The 25,774-nt window shown below is 44.4% G+C and carries 22 protein-coding genes and 1 riboswitch; of the genes, 1 reads left to right on the top strand and 21 read right to left on the bottom strand.

Annotated features, from left to right (window positions below; genetic code table 11):
- Positions 1 to 3: 3 nt before the first annotated feature.
- The 15 genes from ACYQ5K_RS08745 to ACYQ5K_RS08675 all read right to left on the bottom strand — a co-directional run bounded on the left by ACYQ5K_RS08745 (position 4) and on the right by ACYQ5K_RS08675 (position 15,501).
- Positions 4 to 966 carry a translation initiation factor 2 gene (locus tag ACYQ5K_RS08745; protein WP_173687924.1) on the bottom strand — a complete coding sequence of 321 codons (963 nt, stop codon included), beginning with the start codon at positions 964 to 966 and terminating at the stop codon, positions 4 to 6.
- A 10-nt stretch (positions 967 to 976) separates the two neighbouring features.
- A complete protein-coding gene (locus ACYQ5K_RS08740; protein WP_173687925.1) occupies positions 977 to 1,417 on the bottom strand; it encodes a DUF4869 domain-containing protein in 441 nt (146 codons plus the stop codon).
- 106 nt (positions 1,418 to 1,523) lie between these two features.
- Positions 1,524 to 3,455, bottom strand: coding sequence for a lysine--tRNA ligase (gene lysS / locus ACYQ5K_RS08735; RefSeq protein WP_173687926.1), 1,932 nt, complete (start codon positions 3,453 to 3,455; stop codon positions 1,524 to 1,526).
- A 33-nt stretch (positions 3,456 to 3,488) separates the two neighbouring features.
- Positions 3,489 to 3,971 (bottom strand): transcription elongation factor GreA, encoded by a 483-nt coding sequence (greA, locus tag ACYQ5K_RS08730; RefSeq protein ID WP_173687927.1) that lies wholly within the window; start codon positions 3,969 to 3,971, stop codon positions 3,489 to 3,491.
- Between the two features lie 186 nt (positions 3,972 to 4,157).
- Complete coding sequence (dusB, locus tag ACYQ5K_RS08725; protein WP_173687928.1) at positions 4,158 to 5,126, bottom strand: tRNA dihydrouridine synthase DusB; 969 nt, start codon at positions 5,124 to 5,126, stop codon at positions 4,158 to 4,160.
- Positions 5,123 to 5,461 carry a DUF6145 family protein gene (locus tag ACYQ5K_RS08720; RefSeq protein ID WP_173687929.1) on the bottom strand — a complete coding sequence of 113 codons (339 nt, stop codon included), beginning with the start codon at positions 5,459 to 5,461 and terminating at the stop codon, positions 5,123 to 5,125. The genes dusB and ACYQ5K_RS08720 overlap by 4 nt, the downstream gene beginning before the upstream one ends.
- Before the next feature lie 11 nt (positions 5,462 to 5,472).
- Positions 5,473 to 6,453, bottom strand: a complete 981-nt coding sequence (locus tag ACYQ5K_RS08715) for a biotin--[acetyl-CoA-carboxylase] ligase (RefSeq protein WP_173687930.1) — start codon at positions 6,451 to 6,453, stop codon at positions 5,473 to 5,475.
- Between the two features lie 5 nt (positions 6,454 to 6,458).
- On the bottom strand, positions 6,459 to 8,507 hold the full coding sequence (gene argF / locus ACYQ5K_RS08710; protein ID WP_173687931.1) for an ornithine carbamoyltransferase: 2,049 nt from the start codon (positions 8,505 to 8,507) through the stop codon (positions 6,459 to 6,461).
- A 39-nt stretch (positions 8,508 to 8,546) separates the two neighbouring features.
- Positions 8,547 to 9,338, bottom strand: a complete 792-nt coding sequence (locus tag ACYQ5K_RS08705) for a TrmH family RNA methyltransferase (protein ID WP_459777462.1) — start codon at positions 9,336 to 9,338, stop codon at positions 8,547 to 8,549.
- A 100-nt stretch (positions 9,339 to 9,438) separates the two neighbouring features.
- A complete protein-coding gene (locus ACYQ5K_RS08700; protein WP_008370100.1) occupies positions 9,439 to 10,128 on the bottom strand; it encodes a response regulator transcription factor in 690 nt (229 codons plus the stop codon).
- On the bottom strand, positions 10,121 to 11,278 hold the full coding sequence (locus ACYQ5K_RS08695; protein ID WP_459777461.1) for a sensor histidine kinase: 1,158 nt from the start codon (positions 11,276 to 11,278) through the stop codon (positions 10,121 to 10,123). The genes ACYQ5K_RS08700 and ACYQ5K_RS08695 overlap by 8 nt, the downstream gene beginning before the upstream one ends.
- A gap of 170 nt (positions 11,279 to 11,448) precedes the next feature.
- Positions 11,449 to 12,636 (bottom strand): methionine adenosyltransferase, encoded by a 1,188-nt coding sequence (metK, locus tag ACYQ5K_RS08690; RefSeq protein ID WP_195230207.1) that lies wholly within the window; start codon positions 12,634 to 12,636, stop codon positions 11,449 to 11,451.
- Between the two features lie 139 nt (positions 12,637 to 12,775).
- Positions 12,776 to 12,875, bottom strand: a riboswitch (SAM riboswitch).
- Positions 12,876 to 12,977: 102 nt separating this feature from the next.
- Positions 12,978 to 14,270, bottom strand: a complete 1,293-nt coding sequence (locus ACYQ5K_RS08685) for a UDP-N-acetylglucosamine 1-carboxyvinyltransferase (RefSeq protein WP_008370094.1) — start codon at positions 14,268 to 14,270, stop codon at positions 12,978 to 12,980.
- 268 nt (positions 14,271 to 14,538) lie between these two features.
- Entirely contained in the window at positions 14,539 to 15,039 is a 501-nt protein-coding gene (locus tag ACYQ5K_RS08680) for a shikimate kinase (RefSeq protein ID WP_173687936.1), read from the bottom strand.
- A 66-nt stretch (positions 15,040 to 15,105) separates the two neighbouring features.
- Positions 15,106 to 15,501: a hypothetical protein gene (locus ACYQ5K_RS08675; protein ID WP_173687937.1), complete on the bottom strand. Its 396-nt coding sequence runs from the start codon at positions 15,499 to 15,501 to the stop codon at positions 15,106 to 15,108.
- A gap of 614 nt (positions 15,502 to 16,115) precedes the next feature.
- On the opposite strand from ACYQ5K_RS08675, the gene ACYQ5K_RS08670 reads away from it, so the two are divergent.
- Entirely contained in the window at positions 16,116 to 16,775 is a 660-nt protein-coding gene (locus ACYQ5K_RS08670; RefSeq protein WP_178024392.1) for a DUF2185 domain-containing protein, read from the top strand.
- 312 nt (positions 16,776 to 17,087) lie between these two features.
- Here ACYQ5K_RS08670 and ACYQ5K_RS08665 read toward each other — a convergent pair whose 3' ends face one another.
- The 6 genes from ACYQ5K_RS08665 to atpA form a co-directional block, all read right to left on the bottom strand.
- Complete coding sequence (locus ACYQ5K_RS08665; protein WP_459777460.1) at positions 17,088 to 19,289, bottom strand: DNA topoisomerase III; 2,202 nt, start codon at positions 19,287 to 19,289, stop codon at positions 17,088 to 17,090.
- A complete protein-coding gene (locus ACYQ5K_RS08660; RefSeq protein ID WP_459777459.1) occupies positions 19,286 to 21,265 on the bottom strand; it encodes a diguanylate cyclase in 1,980 nt (659 codons plus the stop codon). Before ACYQ5K_RS08660 ends, ACYQ5K_RS08665 begins: the two co-directional genes overlap by 4 nt.
- Before the next feature lie 273 nt (positions 21,266 to 21,538).
- Positions 21,539 to 21,940: an ATP synthase F1 subunit epsilon gene (atpC, locus tag ACYQ5K_RS08655; RefSeq protein ID WP_173687941.1), complete on the bottom strand. Its 402-nt coding sequence runs from the start codon at positions 21,938 to 21,940 to the stop codon at positions 21,539 to 21,541.
- A 12-nt stretch (positions 21,941 to 21,952) separates the two neighbouring features.
- Positions 21,953 to 23,344 (bottom strand): F0F1 ATP synthase subunit beta, encoded by a 1,392-nt coding sequence (gene atpD, locus ACYQ5K_RS08650; protein ID WP_173687942.1) that lies wholly within the window; start codon positions 23,342 to 23,344, stop codon positions 21,953 to 21,955.
- Positions 23,345 to 23,374: 30 nt separating this feature from the next.
- Positions 23,375 to 24,241 (bottom strand): ATP synthase F1 subunit gamma, encoded by an 867-nt coding sequence (atpG, locus tag ACYQ5K_RS08645; RefSeq protein ID WP_173687943.1) that lies wholly within the window; start codon positions 24,239 to 24,241, stop codon positions 23,375 to 23,377.
- 10 nt (positions 24,242 to 24,251) lie between these two features.
- On the bottom strand, positions 24,252 to 25,763 hold the full coding sequence (atpA, locus tag ACYQ5K_RS08640) for a F0F1 ATP synthase subunit alpha (RefSeq protein WP_173687944.1): 1,512 nt from the start codon (positions 25,761 to 25,763) through the stop codon (positions 24,252 to 24,254).
- Positions 25,764 to 25,774: the final 11 nt, after the last annotated feature.

The following is a 25,774-nucleotide window of genomic DNA, read 5'->3' as shown; positions in this document are numbered from 1 at the left end:
AACTTATTTCCCCAATTTCACCCCTTCCATCCCATCTACTATCTGCTTTTTATTTTTCTCATGCAAATACACTGGATTCAGTCTGCTTTTCTGATATTTAAAGTATGTTCCTTCCGTCAACTGAATTAACAAATGCGTAAAATATCTTTCCCAGCTAAAATATTCTCTGCTATCTATATAATTTTCCGGTTCCTCTAAAATCTTTTCAATCTCTTTTGACGCAATCAAACCTGATTTTAGAATAATCCATTCAAATGATTCTGGTAAATATAATTTCACATTTACATTCTCCTGTGCCAGTCCATAAAGTTTCTCCATTTCAGCCCCTATTGCAGCTCCGTCCGCAATCACACAGACTTCACCCTGCTTCTCCTTTAAAACAGAATACAACTTTGTTTTTCCACCGGCACTTTCACATTCCATATCATTTTCATCTGCTACAAACTTGAAAAATTCATATCCCGAATTGGAATCCTCAACAACTATTTTCTCCGGTTGTACCGAGAGCCTGTCCATTCCGGAATAAATTCTGTACATCTGCTGATAAACACGGCGTGTATTCTGATATTTCCCAGATGAGTAAAGACCGTAAATTTCTTCAACACTGTATGGAAGATTATATAAATTTTCTCTTGTAATAATCACGAAATAATTATCCGATTTCTGAATCGCTGATGCAAATTCTTCCGAACGTATAAATGCATTTTCTTCATCTATAAAAACAATATTTCCCGAAATATTCTGCAAAATCAGTTTCCAGTCTATTCCCTCAAGCACCCTGCATGGAACATCACAGATCACATCGATCCCACTCGAATTACCCATGTTCGCAAATTGCCGGATCATATTAATCAGAGTTGTCTTTCCCGTCGCACTATCTCCTTTTATGATCGTGATATTCCTTTTAATTTCAAATTCATAATGCAGTTTATTATTTTTTACAATTACCCGGTGTCTACCCTTCATTCATTATCACCTATACATACTCTCCGGCAATCTCCACAAATTCTTTCATATTATGGACGGTCTGCCCTGTATTCAAAATTTTCGCTTCAAATGCATCTTTCCCAAAATTCATGATATGACGCAGATTGATCGTCAGTTCTTTTGCTTCTCCAATTTGTAAAATCCATTTTGAACAATTATCACCACATGCAGAAGCATTAAACACTCTCTCATTTTCATCAAACGCCATCAGCATCAGCGTCTTTACTCCCCCAGATAATTCCTTTGGTGAAATAGGACCAAGTATCGGACTCTCAATTAAATGTGTACCAATTACATCTGATTTGTCTACATCTTTTATCATTTTCACTGATAAGGAATTTGTAATCCATTCATCCTCATATGTGTTATCGAAATATGTCGGAGGATGATAAATTGCTTCCGGCATATCACCTAAATATATATTCAGCATTTTACTCCTCCCAGACTGGGCTTCTTATTTGATACTATTTGCAAAAAAGAGCCACTGCAAATCGTATGCTATGACTCTTTTTTCTATCTCATCTTCTATTTATCTCTTAGTACAGCTTTGCACCAGCCGGGATTCTGTCATTTACCATCAGAAGGTTCAGTCCTTCGTGACCGTCTTCCTCATGTACTGCTGAGATCAGCATACCTTCGGAATCAATTCCCATCATCTTTCTCGGTGGCAGGTTCACGATAGCGATTGCTGTCTTACCAACCAGTTCTTCCGGCTCGTAATACTCGTGGATACCGCTTAAAATCACGCGATCCTTGCGTTCTCCGTCATCTAATGTAAACTTCAGAAGCTTCTTTGACTTCGGTACTGCTTCACAAGCTAAAATCTTAACTGCACGGAAATCAGATTTTGCAAATGTCTCAAAATCAACCATTTCTTCAAAGATTGGCTCGATCTTTACGTTAGAGAAATCAACCTTCTCTGCAACTTTTTCTGCAGCTGCAGGAGCTGCTTCGGAAGTCTTATTCACCTTCTTGTCAGCGTCCAGGGACTTCATTGTCGGGAACAGCAACACATCTCTGATTGCCTCAGCCCCTGTCAGAAGCATACACATACGGTCGATACCAAATCCGATACCACCTGTAGGCGGCATACCGATTTCCAGTGCGTTCATAAAGTCTTCATCTGTTGTGTTGGCTTCATCATCACCCTGTGCAAGCAGTTCTTCCTGTGCTTTGAAACGTTCTCTCTGATCGATCGGGTCATTCAGCTCTGAGTAAGCATTTGCCATTTCCCATCCATTCATAAAGAACTCGAAACGTTCTACATAGTCCGGATTTTCCGGTTTCTTCTTTGTAAGTGGTGAGATCTCAACCGGATGATCCATAACGAATGTCGGCTGAAGAAGGTGCTCTTCTACATATTCTTCGAAGAACAGGTTCAGGATATCACCCTTTTTATGTCTTTCTTCAAATTCAAGATTGTGTGCTTTTGCAAGCTCTCTTGCCTGTTCCAGTGTCTCTACTTCGTTCCAGTCAACACCTGCATATTTCTTAACAGCGTCAACCATTGTGATGCGCTCGAACGGCTTTCCAAGATCCATCTCGATTCCTTTGTATACGATCTGAGTAGTTCCGAGAACTTCCTGTGCAACGAAACGGTACAGATTCTCAGTCAGATCCATCATGCCATGATAATCTGTGTATGCCTGGTAGAGTTCCATCAGAGTAAATTCCGGGTTGTGTCTTGTATCAAGACCTTCGTTACGGAATACTCGTCCGATCTCATATACTCTTTCCAGACCACCAACGATCAGTCTCTTCAGGTAAAGTTCCAGAGAGATACGGAGCTTCAGATCTTCGTTCAGGGCGTTGAAATGTGTCTCGAACGGTCTTGCAGCTGCTCCTCCGGCATTCTGTACAAGCATCGGAGTCTCTACTTCCATAAAGCCTTCATTTCCAAGATATTTACGGATTGCAGTAAGGATCTTGGAACGTTTAATAAAGGTATCCTTTACTTCCGGGTTCATGATCAGATCCACATATCTCTGACGATAACGAGTATCTGTGTTTGTCAGTCCATGGAACTTCTCCGGAAGGATCTGCAGACTCTTTGAAAGGAGCTTTACAGCAGATGCATGAATGGAGATCTCTCCTGTCTTTGTCTTAAATACTTCACCTTCAAGACCTACGATATCACCGATATCCATCTTCTTGAATGCTTTGTATTCTTCTTCCCCGATACTGTCTCTTGCTACATAAGACTGGATATTTCCCTGTAAATCCTGCACATTACAGAAAGATGCTTTTCCCATCACACGTTTGGACATCATACGTCCTGCGAGTACAACATGCTTTCCTTCCAGTTCATCAAAGTTGTCTTTGACTTCCTGGCTGTGATGTGTTACGTCATATTTTGTGATCTCAAAAGGATTCTGTCCGTTTGCCTGCAGTTCTGCAAGTTTCTCACGGCGCACCTTTCTTAAATGATTCAAATCCTGTTCCTGTCCATTGTTCTGCTGTGTTGCCACTTTTTTCACTCCTTCTCTCTGCTGTATATCGTCTTATACTGAACGGTTGATTTTCAGTACTTCGTACTCAATAACTCCTGCCTGTGTCTCAACTGATACTACGTCTCCGACTTTCTTACCGATCAGGGCTTTTCCTACCGGAGATTCATTGGAAATCTTACCTTCTAGGCTGTTTGCTTCTGTAGAACCTACCAGCTGGAATACGATTTCCTCTTCAAATTCTTTATCATATACATCTACTGTACATCCGATGTTGATGGTATCAAGATCCACGTCATCTTCTACTACAACTTCTGCATTCTTGAGGATTTTCTCAAGTTCTTCGATACGTGCTTCGATATCACGCTGCTCGTCCTTTGCTGCATCGTACTCAGCGTTCTCTGAAAGGTCTCCCTGTTCTCTGGCTTCTTTGATCTTTCCTGCCACTTCTTTTCTTTTCACAACTTTTAAATTTTCAAGCTCATCTTCCAGTTTCTTAAGTCCTGTATAGGTGAGTAATGTTTTCTTTGCTTCCATTATAATTCTCCTTACTTACTGACAAATCATTTTCTATTCAAGCCGCAGATACTGATTTTATCCGCATTTAAAGCTACTTTCACAATTTCATTATTATACATATTTCCGGCGGCTGTGTCAACAATTCTTTGCTGGTTTAATATATGCAAAAACGCATTCTCTCATGCGAAAGAACACGTTTTATGTCTATCCGATTTTTTCCATTAAAAGGTTCTCCAGTTCTTCATAACTTTCCACCTGATTGATCTCATCTCTGAGCTTCGCAGAACCCTGCATTCCCTTGGTATACCATGCCACATGCTTGCGCATTTCACGGATTCCGATATAATCTCCCTTGAACTCGATCTGCAGTCTTGCATGACGCAGCATTGTTTCCCGGATCTGCTCTGCACTCGGTCTTTCCGGCAAGAAACCGGTCTCTTCATACGCCAGCAGTTCCCGGAAAATCCATGGATTTCCCTGGCAGCCTCTTCCGATCATCACACCATCACAGCCGGTCTGCTCAAACATATCCAGTGCCTTCTGTCCGTTTGTCACATCTCCATTCCCGATTACAGGAATCTTCACTGCTTCTTTCACCTTACGGATAATCTCCCAGTCTGCATTTCCGGAGTAATACTGTTCTCTGGTCCTTCCGTGTACTGCAATCGCCGCTGCACCTGCTTCTTCTGCGATCTTCGCAACCTCCGGTGCATTGATACAGGTATCGTCAAATCCTTTGCGGATCTTTATCGTCACCGGTTTCCTGATCGCTCTCGCTGTCTTATATACAATATCATAGATCCGCTTCGGATCCTTCAGTAGCGCCGAACCTTCTCCATTGCGCACGACCTTTGGAACCGGACAGCCCATATTGATATCCAGGATCTGAAATGGAAGTTCTTCGATCCGCTTTGCCTGCTCGGAAATGATGTCCGGATCTTCCCCGAAAAGCTGAAGTGATACCGGGTATTCTCTTGGATCAATCGCAAGCAGCGCCTTGGTATTCTTATTCTTATACTGGAGTGCCTTTGCACTGATCATTTCCATACACAGCAGTCCTGCTCCCTGTTCCTTGCATAACAGACGAAATGGCAGGTCTGTTACCCCTGCCATCGGTGCCAGCACATAACGGTTCGGAAGCTCTACATTTCCTATCGTCAGTGTCTTTATCATTCGATCTCTTCCCCCAGGAAAAATACTTTGTAGTAAAGCTGAAGCTGTGTCAGAAGCTCCTGCTTTTTCTCGTCCGTCTGGATCTCTTTGATCTTCAGTCGGCTTCCGATCTCGTCAAACATCGGATCGCCTTCTGCTGCTGTGACTTCAAATTCCAGCTCTCCATTCTCTTCAAATACAAGCGTCAGGATTCCTCCCACGTCATGTACATACAGCACACACATGATCTTCAGTTCATCCTTGATGTGCTGCGGCAGATTATCAAAATCCGGATTCATATAAAATTTTTCTTCGTAAGAGTTTGCTCCGCATAATACGATCTTATCCTGATACATAAATACTCCTTCTATACATACCCATAAATTCCACGTACCGAAACTTCTCCGGCAAAAACAGACTTTCTGCTTCCGTCTTCACATTCTACCTGTAATTCCCCGGTCTTGTCAATTCCAAGTGCCAGTGCATCGTATTCGTGTTCCGGTTCCAGCACCCGTACCCGACGTCCACAGTTCACCAGCAGACGGTTATAGTCTTCCATGATCGGCTTCAGACTTCCCGCCTCGCAGACCGCTTCGTAAGCTTTTTCAAAATGCTCCATGATCGCAGCGATCAGCTCAAACCGGCGGAATTCTTTTCCGGCTTCGATCCGCAGCGAAGTCGCCGTCTTTGCGATATCTTCCGGAAAGGACTCCATATTGACATTGATTCCGATTCCGATCACCACATGATTGATGTAATCGATCTCTGCACTCATCTCTGTCAGGATTCCGCTGATCTTCTTTCCATTCACGACCAGGTCATTCGGCCATTTGATCCCGATATCCAGCCCGGTCTTTTCACGCAGGGCTATCGTCGATGCATATGCCATGACAAGCGTCAGCATCGGTGCATCTGATGGATTCATCTTTGGTCGTAACAGAATCGACATGGAAATACTACTGCCTGCCGGTGACTGCCAGCATCTGCCGCGCCTTCCTTTTCCCGCCGTCTGCGTCTCCGCAACAAAAAGAGTTCCATCCGCACCTCCGGCCTCGCCAAGTGCTTTGGCCCGGTTATTGGTCGAATCGATCTCGTCATAATACTCCAGATTTTTCGCCATCCATTTTGTCTCCAGACAACTTTTTATCGCATCTGCGGTAATCCGATCCGGAATATCCACAATGCGATAACCTTTGTTTCTCACGGCTTCGATCTCATAGCCTTCTTCTTTTAACTGATTGATTGCTTTCCACACAGCAGTCCTGGACACCTGGAAGTGGTCACAGAGCTGCTGCCCCGACAGATACCCATCGCTCTGCCGGAGCATCTTTAATATCTCTGCTTTCATGCTTATTATTCGTTCTCTCCTAAAGTTGCAACCATAACTGCCTTGATTGTATGCAGACGGTTCTCAGCTTCATCAAATACTCTTGACTGTGGTCCTTCAAATACTTCCTCGGTAACTTCTTTTTCTTTGATCGCCGGCAGGCAATGTGAGAAGATTGTAGTATCTTTTCCCGTACGTTCCATCAGAGCTGTATTTACCTGATATGGCTTTCCGAGACGCTCTCTTTCCTGTTCTTTCTTTTCTTCACCCATGGAAATCCATACATCTGTGTAAATAACATCTGCTCCCTTTACACCGTCAAGATCTTCTGTGATCTCAATCTTAGCTCCGGATTCTTTTGCATATTCTTCACATCTCTTCCACAGGGATTCCGAAGTCCAGAGCGCTTTTGGTGCAACGATCGCTACATCTACACCAACCTTTGCGCATCCTACCAGAAGGCTGTTGGCAACATTGTTACGTCCGTCTCCAAGGTATGCCACTTTCAGTCCTTTGAGATGACCGAATTCTTCTTTCATGGTAAGGAACATGGCAAGGCACTGTGTCGGATGTGTTGCATCTGTCAGACCATTCCATACCGGAACTCCGCTGTACTCTGCAAGTACATCTGCGTATCTCTGTTCAAATCCACGGAATTCGATTCCATCGAACATTCTTCCAAGCACACGTGCTGTATCTTCGATACTCTCTTTATCACCTAACTGGATCTCGTTACCTGCAAGGTATGTCGGGATTCCACCTTCATCCTGTGCACCTACGGTAAATGCACATCTGGTTCTTGTAGACGGTTTTTCAAAAATAAGGGCAATGTTCTTTCCTTCCAGGCTGTGTCCCTTAATTCCTGCTTTCTTCTTTGCCTTTAACTCACCTGCCAGGTCAACGAGATATTCAATCTCTGCCGGTGTATAATCTTCCAGTTTCAAAAAACTTCTTCCTTTTAAATTCATCTTGTAGTCCTTTCTCAGCTTTGCAATCGCATGGACGAATTTCGGCAGTTTTTCTTTTCCCTCATCTGTAAGAGTCTCGTACTTTCTGCTTGTCTCATTCCACAGTTCATCTGCTGTATAAATATTGTATTTTGGAATTCTCATGAGCTTTGCACTTGCCTCCAGCATTCCATAGAACAGTTCTCTGTCTGCGCAGCCGATCGGCAGCTTTAATTTAAAACGATATTCCGTCTTTTCAAGTTCGCTCAAAAGCTTCATTATTTCTACATAATAACACTCTTCTCGCGTTTCTTCAATATAGTAAATCGATCCAGTGAGCCCGTAGAGTGCCCTTTTTGCATCATAATAACCGATTTTAAGGTTCTGGCGGCTCCGCTTTGATGAAAATTCAAGAATACTGCCAAGTCCGACTCTCGGTTCGATCTCCAGCAGGGAACCATCCTCCGGGATCGTTGTCCTCGGCACTCTTCCCGGTCCGAAGATCCTCACCTGGATCAGATCCTTATAGCCTCTTTTTAAGAGAGACCCGGTCGGCACGTTATTGACCGCCCCGCCATCGATATAGGTCTTCCCATGCAGAGGTTCATTTTTAAAGCCAAGCAGATAAGCACTGGCAAGCAGGAAATCCTCCAGAAGTCCTTCCGGTATATCCTCAATACTCAGATCCAGCTCTTTCATATCTGATACAGAAAATGTCAGAAGACAGAATTCTTTTCCGCATTTCCTGATCTTTTCTTCGTCTACAACCTCATGGATCAATTCCTTAAGCGGTGTAATATCAATTCCACCATCTGCAAGTTTCTTCCAGAGACCTTTCAAAATCTCTCTTATGGATGCCTCTCCATCAAAGAACTGTTCCATCAACTCCTCATCCACATCCATAACACGGGAAAATGCCATCTCTTTCCAGATATGTTCTGCTTTCTCCAGATCTCCCATACAAACAAGGGCGCCATTCAGGGCGCCCACAGAAGTACCCGCTACTGCACTGATCTTCACACCAGCTTCCGAGAGAGCCCGCCACGCACCAATCTGATACGCACCTCTGGCTCCTCCTCCATCGAATACCAATCCATATTCTTTATTTAAATCGATTATTGGTTTCATCAAATCACACTCTCCTTTGCGCTTGATTTCCCCTCATCACTACCGGCGCTGTCTTGCCGCCTCGAACATCAATACCGAAGATGCCACTGCCGCATTCAGCGATTCTACCTCTCCGCACATCGGAATTTTGATATAACACTCTGCTGCATCTGCCACTTCATCCCGAAGTCCGTTACCCTCATTTCCAATTAAAAATGCTGTCCCTCTTGTGTAATCCTCCTGATCGTAGCTGTTCTTTCCTTTCAGATGTGCCGCATAGGAATGAATCCCGGCTTCTGCAAGTACTTCCAGAGTTTCCGGTAAATGCTCTACATACACAAACGGCATCCGGTAAACCGATCCCATCGTTGAACGGATCACCTTGGGATTGTAAATATCCACACAGTCGTAACTCATGATCACGCCGGTTACGCCTGCCGCTTCCCCTGCACGGAGAATGGTTCCCAGGTTTCCCGGATCCTGCAGGTTATCCAGCACCATCAGAAGCGGTTTCCTTCCCTGCGCATCCAGCTCCAGCATCTCACGTATCTCACAGCTTCTCTGCTCCATCACAAGCAGGATCCCCTGTGGTGTCTTTGTATCTGACACGTGGGAAAATACATGATCTGACAGGATTTCCATCTGTCTTCCCCATGCTGAAAGTCCCAGTTCTTCTCCATATCGGCTGTAAAACTGCTCCGATACATAAACCTCTCTCACCTGCGCACGCGGAGCTTCCCGGTACATCCGGATCCCCTCTACGATATAGATGCCTTCTTCATCACGCGCCTTCCTCTTTTTCTGCCATGTAACAAGCTGTTTTACCCTGGCATTTCCTGTACTGGTTATCATACTGTAATCTCTTTCCTTTTATTCTTCTACTCGATCATTCTGTCCCAATATCAAAGTGCCCGAACGATTGCAAGTTCAGGCGTTTGACACTGGATCCGTTTTACATCTTAAATCGATATCCCACACCCCATATTGTCTCAATATACTGTGGGTTTGAGGTATCATATTCAATTTTTTCACGGATTTTCTTGATGTGCACAGTTACCGTTGCGATATCTCCGATGGATTCCATATCCCAGATCTCGCTGAAAAGTTCATCCTTGGTGTATACATGGTTCGGATGGCTGGCAAGGAAGGTCAGAAGATCAAACTCTTTTGTTGTAAAATTCTTCTCCACTCCGTTTACCCACACCCGGCGTGCAGTGGTATCAATCTTAAGTCCGCGGATCTCGATCACCTTATTCTCTTCCACGGCACTTCCGATCAGCCGCTCATAACGTGCCAGATGTGCTTTTACCCTTGCCACCAGCTCGCTTGGACTAAACGGCTTGGTCATATAGTCATCAGCCCCAAGTCCGAGTCCTCTGATCTTGTCGATATCATCTTTTTTCGCAGATACCATGATGATCGGTGTATTCTTTTCTGCACGAACCTTACGACAAATCTCAAAGCCATCCACGCCCGGAAGCATCAGATCCAGGATCACCAGATCAAAATCACCGAAAAGCGCCTTATCAAGCCCTGTCTGTCCATCATTTGCAACCTCTACTTCAAATCCACTCAACTCCAGATAATCTTTCTCCAGATCTGCAATACTCTCTTCGTCTTCTACAATTAAAATCTTACTCATTTATCGGTACCTCCTGATATTTTCTGATTACAAAATACATCACTGTGCCAACACCTTCCCGGCTGGTCGCCCAGATTTTGCCACCGTGATCTTCAATGATCTTCTTCACGATTGAAAGACCGATTCCGCTTCCGCCCTTGGATGAATTCCTTGAAGCATCCGTCCGGTAGAACCGGTCAAATATATTCGGCAGATCCTTCGCTGCGATTCCTTTTCCATTATCCTCAAGATCTACCTGGATAAAATCACCCACGTCTTTTACCCGCAGGTTGATCAGCCCGTGCTCTCGTTCCATGTATTTCAGAGAATTGCTGACAATGTTGTTGATCACTCTCTTCAACTGCTCCGGATCTGCAATGATCTTCTGATTCCCTTCGACATAATTGAAATAACCAAACTCTACATTCTTGGAATCCAGCTCCATCTCAATATCTTCGGCACAGTCATTGAAATAATCGTTGACTGAAAGTGGTGCAAAGTTGTACGGAATCCGGTTTGTATCGATCTTCGCATATAAGGTCAGTTCATTGATCAGCGTATCCATCTCATTCGCCTTATTGTAAATGGTTCCGATATATTTATCCATCTTCTCCGGCGTATCTGCAACCCCGTCACGAATTCCTTCTACATAACCTTTAATCGCTGTGATCGGCGTCTTAAGGTCATGGGAAATATTGCTGATCAGTTCTTTACTTTCCCGGTCACTCTTCAGCTTCTCCTCTGCATTGTCTCTCAGACGAATCCGCATCTTTTCAAATGCCTGCATCAGTTCGCCGAGTTCGTCATCTTTTTCCGGTTTGATTTCAAAATTCAGGTTGCCTTCCTCTACATTCTTGGCAGCTTCCTGCAGCTTGTGGATCGGACTGATGATACTTCCGTAAATCCACACCACCATGATCATCGCGGTAAGTGCCAGGATCAGGACTACCGCAACGCATGCACTGATAATAAACTGCTGGATCTCCGGCATATCACCAAGTACTTTCATAGAATTGGCAAAATCCTTGTATTCTTCGCCGGTAATTCCGTAAGTATGCTCAATGACCCCGATCTGATAGCGCGCAATTCCAAAAATAAATGCCGCCGTCAGTATGGTCGGTATCGTGATCATCGTCACAAAGGAAATGACCAGCCTTGTCCTTAGTTTCATGCTATATTCATCCTCCATTCATCGCGGGCGCCATCTGAGGTTCGTCCGTCTGGCGCTCACGTAAATCTCTCTGATAACTAATAGCATATCATAAAAACGGGTGCTTCACATCAAAGCACCCGTAAAATTTTCTAAATTTTTTCTAAAACGATCAAATCCAGAACTTGTTATTAAAGATATTTTTTCAGAGTATCCACTTTGTCCAGCTTCTCCCATGGAAGATCCAGGTCGTTGCGTCCAAAGTGACCGTAAGCTGCTGTCTGTTTGTAGATCGGACGTCTCAGGTCAAGCATCTTGATGATTCCTGCCGGACGAAGGTCGAAGTTCTCACGGATGATCTCTACGAGCTTATCATCTGCGATCTTTCCTGTTCCGAAAGTATCTACCATGACAGAGGTCGGCTGTGCAACACCGATTGCATAAGAAAGCTGGATCTCACACTTTTTAGCGATTCCTGCTGCTACGATGTTCTTTGCAACGTATCTTGCTGCGTAAGCTGCGGAACGGTCTACCTTTGTGCAGTCCTTTCCAGAGAAAGCTCCACCACCATGACGGGCCATTCCACCGTAGGTATCTACGATGATCTTACGTCCTGTAAGTCCGCTGTCACCGTGTGGTCCACCGATCACAAAACGTCCGGTCGGATTGATGAAGAATTTTGTATTCTCATCTACCATATCTGCCGGAAGGATTTCATCAAAAATGTATTTTTTCACGTCTTCATGGATCTGTTCCTGTGTTACATCCGGATCATGCTGTGTAGAAAGTACTACTGCATCAAGGCGGGCCGGAACTCCATTTTCATCATATTCTACAGTTACCTGTGATTTTCCATCCGGACGAAGGTAAGGAAGTGTTCCGTTCTTTCTTACTTCTGTAAGACGCTTTGCAAGCTTATGTGCAAGTGAAATCGGATAAGGCATATATTCTTCTGTCTCATCAGAAGCATATCCAAACATCATTCCCTGGTCTCCTGCACCGATTGCTTCCAGTTCTTCATCTGACATCTTGTGTTCCTTTGCTTCAAGTGCTTTATCAACACCCATAGCAATATCACTTGACTGTTCGTCAATTGCTGTCAGAACGCCACATGTGTCAGCATCAAATCCGTACTTTCCTCTTGTATAACCAATTTCGCGAACAGTATCACGAACGATTTTCTGAATATCTACATATGCATTTGTAGTAATTTCTCCCATTACCATAACAATTCCTGTAGTCGCGCATGTCTCGCATGCCACACGGCTCATTGGGTCCTGCTCCATAAGTGCATCCAGGATCGCATCGGAAATCTGGTCGCACATCTTATCCGGATGTCCTTCAGTTACTGATTCAGAAGTAAATAATAATCTCTCCATCTTTTTTCCTTTCTTTTCTTCTTTGTATCTGCCTCTCTTATCTCTGGAATAATGAAAATCGACAAACAGAATTTCTCTTCTGTCTATGCAAATTTAAAGGTCAGCCCCAAAGGACTGACCTGATATCTCATCATCAATCCTCTTATTGTTCGATTGCTCGCTCAGGTTGGCACCTTCCGGCTTACCGGGGTTGCCGTGGCTTCGCAGGTCCTTTGTACCTCCACCACTCTGAATAAGAGAAAGCGTATTTAATTGTTACCGCTACACATCATAACACTGTCCATACCTTCCGTCAATATACATTTTGGGAAATATGTTCTATCAAAACAGGAATTCCTGTCTTAACCTACTTTTAACTTGAATTTCTGGATCTCACGTTCTGTAGAAACTCTCTCGATCACTGCACCGAGACTTCTGAGCTTCTCTTCAAAACGTTCGTATCCTCTCTGGATATATACGATGTCATCTACGATCGTAATGCCATCTGCGGCCATTCCTGCAATCACAAGTGCTGCTCCTGCACGAAGGTCTGGTGCACTGACTCTTGCTCCCGAGAATTTATCTACGCCTTCGATAGTCGCTGCATTGCCTTCAACCTTGACATTTGCACCCATTCTTGCAAGTTCTGAAAGATATTTGAAACGATTCTCGAAAATACTTTCTGTAATCGTGCTTGTCCCTTTACAAAGAGCAAGTGTAACACCGATCTGCGGCTGCATATCTGTCGGAAATCCCGGATAAGGAAGGGTCTTCACCTGTGTATTGTGAAGGTCTCCCTTGGATACAACACGTACTGCATCGTCAAATTCTTCTACTTCACAGCCAATCTCAACAAGCTTTGCGATCGTAGCTTCCAGATGCTTCGGGATAACGTTCATAACGGTTACATCCCCTCTGGTTGCTGCTGCTGCGAACATAAATGTTCCGGCTTCGATCTGATCCGGAATAATGGAATAATCTGTCTTATGCAGACGGGATACACCGCGGATCTTGATCACATCTGTACCTGCACCACGGATATTTGCTCCCATGCTGTTCAGGAAGTTTGCCACATCAACAACGTGTGGTTCTTTTGCCACGTTCTCAAGGATCGTAAGTCCTTCTGCCATAGAAGCTGCCATCATTACATTGATCGTAGCCCCTACACTTACTACATCAAAATAAATGTGCTTTCCGATCAGACGCTCTGCCTCTGCGATAATCTTACCATGCTCGATATCCACATAAGCACCAAGCGCACGAAAACCTTTCAGATGCTGGTCGATCGGACGGCTTCCGATATTGCATCCTCCCGGAAGAGCAACTTCTGCTCTCTTATACTTGCCAAGAAGTGCTCCGAGCAGATAATAAGATGCACGGATCTTCTTGATGTAATCATATTCTATATCAAAATTCTCAATATTGCTTCCGTTGATTCTGACTGTGTGCCGGTCAATACGGTCAACCTCGGCACCAATTCCGCTGATTGCTTCCAGCAGAACGTTGATATCGTTGACATCCGGAAGGTTATCGATAGTAACTGTCTCATCTGTCATAATCGCAGCTGCCAGAATTGCCAGTGCTGCATTCTTTGCTCCACCGATCTCGACTTCGCCGACCAGCGGATTGCCACCCTTAATAATATACTGTTCCATTTCGCACCTCAATTAACGATTTCTTTCCCTCTGAAATATATCCTGTTCTATGCTTCTGTCAAACACTCTATTTATACTCTTTATTATTTCATGAATAAAAAACCTCATACTTTCTATTCTTTCCAGATCTCTCAGGATTTGTATGAAGCTTTTCGTAATAATTCTCTATATCATTTATCAGTATAGCATAATTCTATATGCATTGCAAAATTATTTATCTTGCTTTCTTCATTTTCGTAAAACTTTTGTAATATTTTCTTTAAAAAATTTATTGATTTTCCAGAATTTCCATTACATTTTCAATGGTTTCTTCCAGCTCCAATCCATCTTCCGAAACAGTAATATCTGCATATTTTTCAAATAATACTACTCTTTCGTCATATAAATCTTTCAGTGTCTGTCCGTCCCGAAGTGCAACTCCCCTTTTCTTTGCATTCTTCAGTCTGGAATTGATGACTTCAAATGACGCGTGCAGATAGACAATGGTTCCAATCTCTTTGTAGTGCTTCATCGCTTCCTCACAGTAAACAACACTTCCTCCCGGGGAAATCACCGCATGTTCTGCTTCTACATCCCGATTGACCTGATTCTCAATACTTAAGAATCCGTCCAGACCTTCTTCTGCGATAATCTCCCGCAAAAGTCTGTTCTCCTTTTTCTGAATCAGCAGATCCGTATCAATAAATTCGTATCCAAGCCGCTTCGCGACTACAACTCCGACGGTACTTTTTCCGACTGCCGGCATTCCGATAAATATAATATTCTTCATATGTATCCTGGTTCTCTCCTTACCGAAACTCTGTTTCAGATGCTGTCATTTTTATATCGGACGATATTATAGCACAAGTCCTGTGCATGAAGCAACTGTTTTTTCTTTTTGCCTTCTGTCTTTTCCTCTTCTTTCCATCAGTTCCTGGTACATCAGGATTTCTACTATTTCCCGGATTTGCTCCGGGGTATAGGTTTCTTTTTCCCATGTTTCCTGTTTCATAACCTGGTCATATGCTCTGCGGCACATCAGACGGAGCTGGAGTTTATCCGGGTACTCATCGTAGATCATACTTCCTTCGTATTCCTGACGGTCGCATTCTTCCTGGATATATGTGTAAATCTTTTTGGCTGTTGCTGGATACATGCTTCGGAGGTATTCCCCGTCGCGCTGCTGGATTTTGTCTTCATCGAATGCGTATGGGATGGGATACATCATATAATAAGGCAATCTCAGGTCCATGTCTGGCACTTCCACTTCTTTTTTCTATGCTTTAGTGTATGCGGTATAGGGGAGTGGGGTTCCTGGGGCGGGTGTGGAAGGGGGACGATTTTCGGGCAATCCTGTTTCTGGGGCGGATTCGGAATGTAACAGGGAGATAACGGGGAAGGAAGCGGCAAGTGGCGGCACCGGACAGATTCGCCCCGAAATCTGATGATTTCGCGGCTCAGGCTGTCCTCACCAGTCGTGCGGGAGGCACGGCTGGTGTCCACCTCTTGCCGCTTTCTTCCCCTAACTTCCTGTAACGTTCCTGCATATGCCCCGGAAACAGGATTGCCCAAAAATCTGCGCGCTTCAAGACGGGAGGGACGCCCCGGAACTCTACTCGCGAAGTTGAGTGTTGTTCAGAACGGGCGCCAGGCGGACATTCGTCCTGTGGCTTGGGATATTGTGTGGGGATTTATTTTACTGGATTTTGGTTGTAAAAAGAACATATTTTATATTGAAATAATTGGGTTTATGGTATACTGAATTATAGGTGTATATTTTTCAGACTTTGCATGTGAACTGGCGGTCTGATATTTACAAAAAAGTCAATCAACATGGAATTATTATAAATAGTGAGGTGCCAAGTTATGAATAATGAAATTGCGAATGCTATGAAGGAACTTGAAAACTGGTTGGCTGATCCGGCTGAGCTAGGGCGGAAACCGGCGAAGATTGAGTATACGGCTTCTTTTGAGGATGAGGATGGGATCAAATGTATGATCTTTAAATTCAAGAAATCTTTCTTTGGGAAATGGCTTCTTGGGATCGTCAGTGAATCTGGAACCTTCAGTGAGATGAAGGAATACAATTCTGCCACAGAAACAGAAGATGCAAAAGCGTTGCTTCATATATTAAAAGAATACTGGAAAAAAATGGCAGAAAAAGAACAGGGATTTATCGAAATCCCGATTGAAAATCTGATCGAATGGGACGAGCCGAATGGGGAAGGTTGTATCGTTTCCGATAAGATAACAAAAGAAGGCTACAAAGTCGGCTACATGCTCCGCGAAGAGCCAACAGAAGGAAATCCGGACAGTGGCTGGAGATTCATGGCTGGCAATGAAGATGACGAATATATGGACAATCCGGATAATCATCATGTCTTTGCACTCAACACCATCTGCAATTACGACAGCGATATTATCCCTTATCTTCATGCCAAAATCGGATCTGCTTTCATACGTGTAGATGAATCTCATTTTGAAAAATATCATGAGTTCAAACCGATGTTCATTCAAAAACAGTAAATTTTTCCAGGGGAGTGTAAAATGACTTTTCAAATAATTGCAATCAGCTCCCTGCTTGCATCTTACGGATGCTATCTCGGTAAAATGTTGCTACAAAAAAAGCAGGGAATCCAGACCGACCAGCAGGCACCAACGGTGCCGGATCGCTGCGCCCCACCACAACGTTCTGTCTGGCAATGGGACGGCGTGTGGAAGGTTTGGCTTTCTGGTGCATTCGAATCGGCTTTGACTGGATGTTGGACAAAACGGAACCATCAAGCCGATGAGACGCACCAGAAAGCCAAACCTTCCACACGCCGTCCCAACCCAGCCCTACAACTTAATCTTCGCCAGCGCATCCGCAAACGGATTATTCACCGGCTCATCCTTCTGCTGTCTTAAATATTTCTGCACATCCTTCTTACTGACTCCCGCACCTTCCTTTTTCCTGCGCTCCTGGAAGGACGTCAGCTTCTCCTTATGCCCGCACACGCACACAAAAATCTGCCCGTCCCCTTTTCCGCGAAGCTGCATCTTCTTGTGACATACCGGACACCTCGCATTCGTTGTCCGTGATACCGTCTCACGATATCCACATTCTCTGTCCTGGCAGACCAGCATTTCACTGTTCTTGCCCTTCACAGCAAGCATCCGTTTTCCACATCGCGGGCACGTACTGTTCGTCAGATTATCATGACGGAACGTACCATCCCCTGTCTTAATCTCAGCGACCACCTGATCCGTATACTGATCAATATCCTTCATAAAGACTTTCCGCGAAAGTTTTCCCTTCGCGATCTGCGACAGACGCATTTCCCAATCCGCCGTAAGCTCCGGCTGCTTCAGTTCTTCCGGTACAAGCTCCAGAAGCTGTTTTGCTTTCGAGGTAAGATAAATATCCTTGCCTCTCTTTTCCAATAAAAAGCTCTTGAACAGCTTTTCAATAATATCCGCTCTTGTCGCAACCGTTCCAAGTCCACCGGTCTCACCAAGCGTCTTCGCCATCGCTTTATCATGGCTTTCCATATAGGCAGTCGGATTCTCCATTGCCGAAAGCAGCGTTGCTTCATTAAAATGTGCCGGCGGCTTCGTCTTACCTTCTGTCAGTGACAGCGTAAGTCCTGCAATCTCCTGCCCTTTTTCCAGTTCCGGAAGTGTCTGTCCTTTTAATCCTTTTCCAGACTCATAAGCTGCTGCCTCTTCCTCATCTTCATACGAATAGACTTCCTCTTCGTATGCTGCCCGCCACCCCTGTGCTTTCACGATCTTTCCTGATGCAAGTAAAGTCTCACTGCCGATCTTTACTGTCACCTGTGTCTGCTCATACTCGAACGGCGGATAAAGTACTGCAAGAAAACGCCGCACGACCAGATCATAAATCTTGCGTTCTTCATTTGTCATATGACTCAGATCCACATACTGTTCCGTTGGGATGATCGCATGGTGATCCGATACCTTTGCATCATTTACAAAAGCAAGCTTTCCGCTCAGATTCTTTTTCTGTGCTGTCATCGCAAGTTTGCGGTACGGTCCTGTACCACACGCCTCCAGGCGGTCCTTGATCGTCGGAACAATGTCTTTGCTCAGATATCTGGAATCCGTTCTCGGATAGGTCAGTACTTTATGGTTCTCATACAGTCTCTGCATGATGTTCAGCGTTTCTTTTGCAGAAAATCCAAATCTCTGGTTTGCTTCTCTTTGCAGCTCTGTCAGATCATATAGAAGCGGCGCATAAGTCTTTTTAGGCGTCTTTTTTACTTCTTCTACCACAGCCTTCTGACCATCCAGCTTTTTCACCAGTCCAACCATCTTTTCTTTATCAAAAGACCGGTAACTCTTTGATTTCTGATCCTGCCATGTAAGCGTGATCTGTTTTCCTTTTGCCGCAATCCCGTAATAACTTTTCGGAATGAAACTACGGATCTGTTCTTCTCTTTTTGCAATCATCGCAAGCGTTGGTGTCTGTACACGTCCACAGGAAAGTTGCGCATTATATTTACAGGTCAGTGCCCTTGTTGCATTGATTCCAACCAGCCAGTCTGCCTCGGCACGGCACATTGCAGCATCGTAAAGCGCATCATACTCATGCCCGTTCTTCAACTTTGCAAAACCTTCCCTGATTGCTTTATCCGTTACAGATGAGATCCACAGCCTCTTGATCGGCTTTTTGCTTCCTGCTTTTTCCAGAATCAGCCTTGCTACCAGTTCTCCTTCTCGTCCTGCATCCGTAGCAATGATAATCTCATTCACATCCTTGCGGTGAATCTGTGTTTTCACCGCTGCGAACTGTTTTCCGGTCTGCTTTATTACTTCAAGCTTAAATGGAGCCGGCTTCATCGGAAGCACATCCATTTTCCACTCTTTATATTTTTTATCGTAATCTTCCGGATCTGCCAGGGTAACCAGATGACCAAGTCCCCAGGTTACAATATAACGCTCTCCTTCAATTGCTCCATTTATCTTTTTCCCACATTTAAGTACGCGCGCAATATCACGCGCAACGGAAGGTTTTTCTGCAATTACAAGTGCCTTCATTCTGTCTTTTCTACTCCTTTTAATTCATTTTCTGCCACTTCCATCATTGTCTTTAATTTATCCTGTGCTTCGGTCATACACTGAAGTAACAGTGGGTTAAATGTACCGCATTCACCATTCTGGATCATTTCCAGTGCTTTTTCATGTGAAAATGCCTTCTTGTAAACCCGTTCACTCACCAGGGCGTCATACACATCCGCCAGCGATACTACTTGTGCCGAAATCGGAATTTCTTCTCCGACAAGTCCGTCCGGATATCCCTTTCCATCATATCTTTCATGATGCCAGCGGCAAATCTCATATGCAAGCTTGAGCAGCTTTTCATTCCGGTACATATCCAGATTATCCAGCATTTGTGCACCGATCAAGGTATGTGTCTTCATAATCTCAAATTCCTCTTTGGTAAGCTTTCCCGGTTTGTTCAGAATTTTCTCGTCAATTCCAACCTTTCCGATATCATGCAAAGCCGATGCTGTTGCAATCAATAATCTTTCTTCCCATGAGAGCTGATATTTTCCTGTCTTCTTCACCAGTTGTTCCAGTAAAAGCTGTGTGATCAGATTGATATGGATCACATGACGACCACTTTCTCCGTTTCTGAACTCAACAATCTGGCTCAGGATACCGATCAGCATCCGGTTATTTCTCTCTTTTTCGTAAATCTGCCTGGTCACCAGACGGATCAGTCTCCTCTGTTTTGCATATAGCTTGATCATGTTCAGGACACGTTGATATACAATTTTCGCATCAAACGGGCGGCTGATGTAATCTGAGACGCCCATCTCATATGCCCGTCTGATATAGCTATCTGAATCTTCACTGGAAATCATGATTACCGGAATATCTTCAATCCAATGATTCTGGTTCATTGCAGCAAGGACTTCAAATCCATCCATTTCCGGCATCACGATATCGAGCAGCACCAGAGAAATCCCTGTTCCATACCGTTCCAGTTGTTCCAGACATTCTTCTCCATTAGCCGCCTCCAGGATCCGGTAGTCCTCTTTCAGGATCTCTTTCAGAATCTCGCGGTTTATTTCCGAATCATCCACGATAAGGATCTGCTGTTTCAGTTTTTCTGATGCAGAATTTTCTTCCTTTTTCTTTCCATTTTCATCCCATTCTGTGACAACCATATTTTTATAATTTTTAGCTATATACATCTGTCTGTCAGCACTGGCAACAGCATCTTCAATATTGCCTTCGCGGAATATAGCTCCGCCGATGCTGACCGAAAGCTGCATTTTCTCATAATTCGGCACAACCGCATCGTGGATCTTTTCCCGGATCAGTTTCAGCTTGTCCTCAAAAATATGCTTCTTGATCGAAGGCAGGATCAGTAAAAATTCATCTCCACCATACCGGATCAGAATATCCGTCTTCCGGATATATTTTTTGATAATGTTCGCCGTCGTTATAAGTGCCGCATCTCCCGCACTATGTCCATAAGTATCGTTATGGAGCTTAAAATCATCCAGATCGATCACTGCAATTCCGGCTTCATCCTCCATGTTCTTGATCTTTTCTTCAAAAAAACGCCGATTATATATCCCGGTCAGTACATCCGTATATAACTTTTCATTATATCCTGACAGTTTACTGATCAGCCTCTCATACTCCTCCTGATCAATCTGAATACTCTCATCAAGATTCTGAATCATTTCCATAACATAAGGTCTGCCATCAATCTCAACATAACGCGAGATCACCTGAAATACCTGCAAATCCAGAAATTCAAATTTTATCTTCTGCGTCTGTTCTTTCAGTGCCAGAAGAGAGCTGCAGTTCTCGCATTCCTTGTCTTTTTTCCAGAAAGTGTAACACTGACACGTTTCAGATAAATCTCCTGCATTTATCCGTTTTTCCCGATCCATCAGCATTTTCCCGTCTACCAGTCTGACAACCTGAAACACTTCCCTCAAAGATTCCATCTTTCTTTCCGCTTCCTGCATTGTCATTTGGTCCTGTTTGTTCATCCCTTTATCCTCTCAATTTTATCCTGCCATCCATACTCTTTTTTACGTTATGTAATGATGTGATGTTGGGGTCAAAAGGTATTTTGACCCCTTTGATACCAGATTGCTACGTGCTTTGGCACTCTCGCAAGCAAGCTTGCATCGGCTTTCTGACCTTTTGACCCTGGTATCATCATATAATAAAATTATTATAGGCAAATTCCCCCTTATTGTCCAGTTTTCCTTCATTAAAAAAACCGAAAATCCAGCAAAGGATTCTCGGTTTTTAATACTTTATGACTGAGTTGCTCCAATTCGGGCAACTGCTCTTTTCAGCGCTGCCTCTGCACGGCGCATATCTGTGCCTTCCTGCTTCGCAGCAATTCTGTCCTCAGCGCGCTTCTTCGCCGCTTCGGCACGTGCCACATCAATTTCATCCGGCCACTGTGCATCTTCCGCAAGCACCGTTACCTTCTCCTGCAGGATTTCTACAAATCCTCCGAGAATTGCCGCTTTCTTAATCTCCCCGTCATTGTGGATTCGCATCACACATGGTTCAAGAATCGTCGTCAGCGGAATATGCTTTGCATAGACACCAAGTTCTCCTTCAGTACTTACAAATTCAAGGAATTCGCAGTCACCCTCCAGAAACTTCTTTTCCGGCGAAATAATGTTAAGTTTAAATTTATCTGCCATAGGACGTCCCTCCTATTTCACACGGGCAAGCACGTCATCGATATTACCTGCATTCAGGAAATATCCCTCCGGAATATCATCATGCTTTCCTTCGAGGATCTCTTTAAATCCCTGAATTGTCTCGCTGATTGGAACATAACGTCCTTCCAGACCTGTAAACTGTGTCGCAACATGGAATGGCTGGGAAAGGAATCTCTGGATCTTTCTTGCTCTGGATACGACCAGCTTATCTTCCTCGGAAAGTTCATCCATACCAAGAATTGCAATGATATCCTGCAGTTCTTTGTATTTCTGAAGAATCTCCTGTACTCCACGGGCCACTTTATAGTGTTCTTCTCCGACAATGTGTGGATCCAGAATACGTGAAGTAGATTCCAGCGGATCTACAGCCGGGTAAATACCAAGCTCTGTGATCGCACGGGAAAGTACGGTCGTTGCATCCAGATGGGCAAATGTTGTTGCCGGAGCCGGGTCAGTAAGGTCATCGGCTGGCACATATACTGCCTGCACGGATGTGATAGATCCGTTCTTCGTGGATGTGATACGCTCCTGCAGCGCACCCATTTCTGTCTGCAGTGTCGGCTGATAACCTACCGCTGAAGGCATACGTCCAAGAAGCGCTGATACTTCGGAACCTGCCTGTGTAAAACGGAAAATGTTATCAATGAAAAGAAGTACATCCTTTCCACCTTTATCACGGAAATATTCTGCAAGAGTCAGTCCTGTAAGTCCGACTCTCATACGTGCTCCAGGTGGTTCATTCATCTGACCGAATACCATCGCTGTCTTTTTGATAACTCCAGATTCTGTCATCTCATAGTAAAGGTCATTTCCTTCACGGGTACGTTCTCCTACACCGGTGAATACAGAATATCCACCATGCTCCGTTGCGATATTGGTAATCAGTTCCTGGATAAGAACGGTCTTTCCTACACCGGCTCCACCGAACAGACCGATTTTTCCACCTTTCTGATACGGGCACAGAAGGTCAACAACCTTGATACCTGTCTCCAGCATCTCTGTCTGTGTTGCCTGCTCTTCAAAGCTTGGAGCTTTTCTGTGAATCGGTGCGTATTCAACATCTTTCGGAGCCTCTTTTTCATCAATCGGCTCACCCAGTACGTTGAAGATACGTCCGAGTGTTGCTTCGCCAACCGGAACTGAAATCGGTCCCCCGGTTGCTACGGCGTCCATGCCTCGCACCAGTCCGTCTGTCGGTCCCATGGCGATACATCTTACGATATCATCACCCAGATGCTGTGCAACTTCTACCACAAGTTTTCCTCCATCCTTGCGTGTGATCTCAACTGCATCGTTGATCTCCGGCAAGTATCCTTCCGAAAACTTAAGGTCAAGAACGGCACCGATAACCTGGGTAATCTTCCCTATATTTTTATCTGCCATTTTCTCCTCCTTACATACAGAAACCTGTATTTATCCGATTGCCTCTGCTCCGGCAATGATCTCGGTAAGTTCCTGTGTGATCGCACCCTGACGTGCTCTGTTATATTTCAATTCCAAATCATCTATCATCTCTTCCGCATTGCTGGTTGCCGAATCCATCGCCTGCATACGTGCACCGTTCTCACTGGCAACTGCTTCCACAAATGCGCCATACAGAATGCTGCTGATATATTTCGGAACAAGAAGGCTGATTGCCTCTTCCGCTTCCGGTTCAAAGTTCATCGGTGTAAGCTGCGCCTTTGCATCCTCTTCTCCCGCTTCTTCCTGCACCTCTGCCGGAAGGACTTTGATCATCGTCGGAATGTGACTTACCGTATTTTTGAAAAATGTGTAGATCAGATAGATCTCACCAATCTCACCATTTTCAAAATCTGTCAGAAGTCTTTTTGTGATACTCTTCGCATCATCATAGGACGGTTCTTCGATCATCTCTGAATAATCAGCGACAATATCATATCCTTTGTGTTTCAGAAGTTCCAGTCCTTTTCCTCCAACTGCATAGATCCGGATATTCTCCTTCGTAAAGGCTTCATTTTCAGTCACCATCTTCACTACATTGGAGTTATATCCACCTGCCAGTCCACGATTAGATGTTACAACAATGACTGCTTTCTTCTTCGAATCATCTGCTTTCAGATATGGATGATTGATATTCCCTGCCTTTGCAAGCAGAGAGGTCATTGTTGCATACATACAGTCAAAATACGGCTTTGATTCTTCTGCCCGGGTTCTTGCTTTCTGCAGCTTTACGGTAGAGACAAGTTTCATGGCTTTTGTAATCTGCTGCGTGCTCTGTACACTGGTACGGCGACGCTTGATATCTCTCATAGATGCCACTTTGTATCACCTACCTTGCCTGAAATTGTTCTTTATATTCTCCGATTGCTTTTCTGAGAGCTTCTTCTACTTCTTCTTTCAGCACTTTGTCATTCTTGATAGATTCCGGAATTTCCGGATATTTTGTCTTAATATAATCAAAAAGTCCGCTTTCAAAAGTCAGAATATCTTCTACCGCAATATCAAGAAGAAGCTTCTTAACTGCTGCATAAATGATAATAATCTGGTATTCTACCGGCATCGGCTGGTACTGCGGCTGTTTCAGGATCTCTTTGATCCGGACTCCCTGTGCCAGACGTTCGGAAGTCTCTGCATCCAGTTCCGATCCGAACTGTGCAAAGGATGCCAGCTCACGATACTGTGCCAGATCGATACGGATTGTACCAGCGATCTTCTTCATCGCCTTGATCTGTGCCGATCCACCTACACGGGATACAGAAAGTCCGGCATTAACGGCCGGTCTGAAACCAGAGTTGAACATCTCTGTTTCCAGATAAATCTGTCCGTCTGTGATGGAAATAACGTTGGTAGGAATGTATGCTGATACGTCACCTGCCTGTGTCTCGATAATCGGAAGTGCAGTAAGTGAACCTCCGCCAAGTTCATCCGAAAGACGGGCTGCTCTTTCAAGAAGTCTTGAATGCAGATAGAATACATCTCCCGGATAAGCCTCACGTCCAGGTGGACGTTTCAGAAGTAAGGAAAGGGTACGGTATGCAGTTGCATGTTTGGACAGATCATCATAAACGATCAGTACGTCATCTCCGTTCTCCATCCATTCTTCTCCCATCGCACATCCTGAATACGGTGCGATGTACTGCAGTGGTGCAAGCTCACTGGCTGTTGACACAACTACAGTTGTATAATCCATTGCCCCAAAGGTCTCCAGAGTCTTAACAAGGGAAGCTACGGTCGAAGCTTTCTGACCGATTGCTACATAAATACACTTTACGCCCTGCCCTTTCTGGTTGATGATCGTATCGATTGCGATCGCTGTCTTACCGGTCTGTCTGTCACCGATGATCAGCTCTCTCTGTCCACGGCCGATCGGAACCATGGAGTCGATCGCTTTAATACCTGTCTGAAGCGGTGTATCTACTGACTTACGGGAAATAACACCCGGTGCCACACGCTCGATCTGACGATGCCTGGTTGCCTGGATCGGTCCTTTTCCATCGATTGGCTGTCCAAGTGCATTAACTACACGGCCAAGCATACAGTCGCCTACCGGAACCTCTACAACTCGTCCGGTTGTCTTTACAGTATCACCTTCATTGATATTCTTATGATCTCCAAGAAGAACAGCACCTACGTTGTCCTCTTCCAGGTTCAGAACCATTCCGTATACTTCTGAAGGGAACTCCAAAAGTTCACCCTGCATTGCATTTTCAAGGCCGTGGACACGCGCAATACCATCTGCCACCTGAATAACCGTTCCGACATCCGATACGTTCAGCTCAGAGGAATATCTTTCAATCTGTTCTTTTATTACAGAACTTATTTCTTCTGGTCTTAAATTCATGGAGCGAATCC

The sequence above is a fragment of the Allocoprococcus similis genome, from assembly GCF_054660775.1.
Note: the sequence above shows the minus strand (reverse complement) of the source record. Positions and strands in the feature narration are given on the sequence as shown.

Excerpts from the sequence above, each read along its gene's own strand:
- ACYQ5K_RS08745 (WP_173687924.1), bottom strand. The coding sequence starts at position 966 with ATGAAGGGTAGACACCGGGTAATTGTAAAAAATAATAAACTGCATTAT.
- ACYQ5K_RS08740 (WP_173687925.1), bottom strand. The coding sequence starts at position 1,417 with ATGCTGAATATATATTTAGGTGATATGCCGGAAGCAATTTATCATCCT.
- greA (WP_173687927.1), bottom strand. The coding sequence starts at position 3,971 with ATGGAAGCAAAGAAAACATTACTCACCTATACAGGACTTAAGAAACTG.
- dusB (WP_173687928.1), bottom strand. The coding sequence starts at position 5,126 with ATGATAAAGACACTGACGATAGGAAATGTAGAGCTTCCGAACCGTTAT.
- ACYQ5K_RS08720 (WP_173687929.1), bottom strand. The coding sequence starts at position 5,461 with ATGTATCAGGATAAGATCGTATTATGCGGAGCAAACTCTTACGAAGAA.
- ACYQ5K_RS08715 (WP_173687930.1), bottom strand. The coding sequence starts at position 6,453 with ATGAAAGCAGAGATATTAAAGATGCTCCGGCAGAGCGATGGGTATCTG.
- argF (WP_173687931.1), bottom strand. The coding sequence starts at position 8,507 with ATGAAACCAATAATCGATTTAAATAAAGAATATGGATTGGTATTCGAT.
- ACYQ5K_RS08705 (WP_459777462.1), bottom strand. The coding sequence starts at position 9,338 with ATGATAACCAGTACAGGAAATGCCAGGGTAAAACAGCTTGTTACATGG.
- ACYQ5K_RS08700 (WP_008370100.1), bottom strand. The coding sequence starts at position 10,128 with ATGAGTAAGATTTTAATTGTAGAAGACGAAGAGAGTATTGCAGATCTG.
- ACYQ5K_RS08695 (WP_459777461.1), bottom strand. The coding sequence starts at position 11,278 with ATGAAACTAAGGACAAGGCTGGTCATTTCCTTTGTGACGATGATCACG.
- metK (WP_195230207.1), bottom strand. The coding sequence starts at position 12,636 with ATGGAGAGATTATTATTTACTTCTGAATCAGTAACTGAAGGACATCCG.
- ACYQ5K_RS08685 (WP_008370094.1), bottom strand. The coding sequence starts at position 14,270 with ATGGAACAGTATATTATTAAGGGTGGCAATCCGCTGGTCGGCGAAGTC.
- ACYQ5K_RS08680 (WP_173687936.1), bottom strand. The coding sequence starts at position 15,039 with ATGAAGAATATTATATTTATCGGAATGCCGGCAGTCGGAAAAAGTACC.
- ACYQ5K_RS08675 (WP_173687937.1), bottom strand. The coding sequence starts at position 15,501 with ATGGACCTGAGATTGCCTTATTATATGATGTATCCCATCCCATACGCA.
- ACYQ5K_RS08670 (WP_178024392.1), top strand. The coding sequence starts at position 16,116 with ATGAATAATGAAATTGCGAATGCTATGAAGGAACTTGAAAACTGGTTG.
- ACYQ5K_RS08665 (WP_459777460.1), bottom strand. The coding sequence starts at position 19,289 with ATGAAGGCACTTGTAATTGCAGAAAAACCTTCCGTTGCGCGTGATATT.
- ACYQ5K_RS08660 (WP_459777459.1), bottom strand. The coding sequence starts at position 21,265 with ATGAACAAACAGGACCAAATGACAATGCAGGAAGCGGAAAGAAAGATG.
- atpC (WP_173687941.1), bottom strand. The coding sequence starts at position 21,940 with ATGGCAGATAAATTTAAACTTAACATTATTTCGCCGGAAAAGAAGTTT.
- atpD (WP_173687942.1), bottom strand. The coding sequence starts at position 23,344 with ATGGCAGATAAAAATATAGGGAAGATTACCCAGGTTATCGGTGCCGTT.
- atpA (WP_173687944.1), bottom strand. The coding sequence starts at position 25,763 with ATGAATTTAAGACCAGAAGAAATAAGTTCTGTAATAAAAGAACAGATT.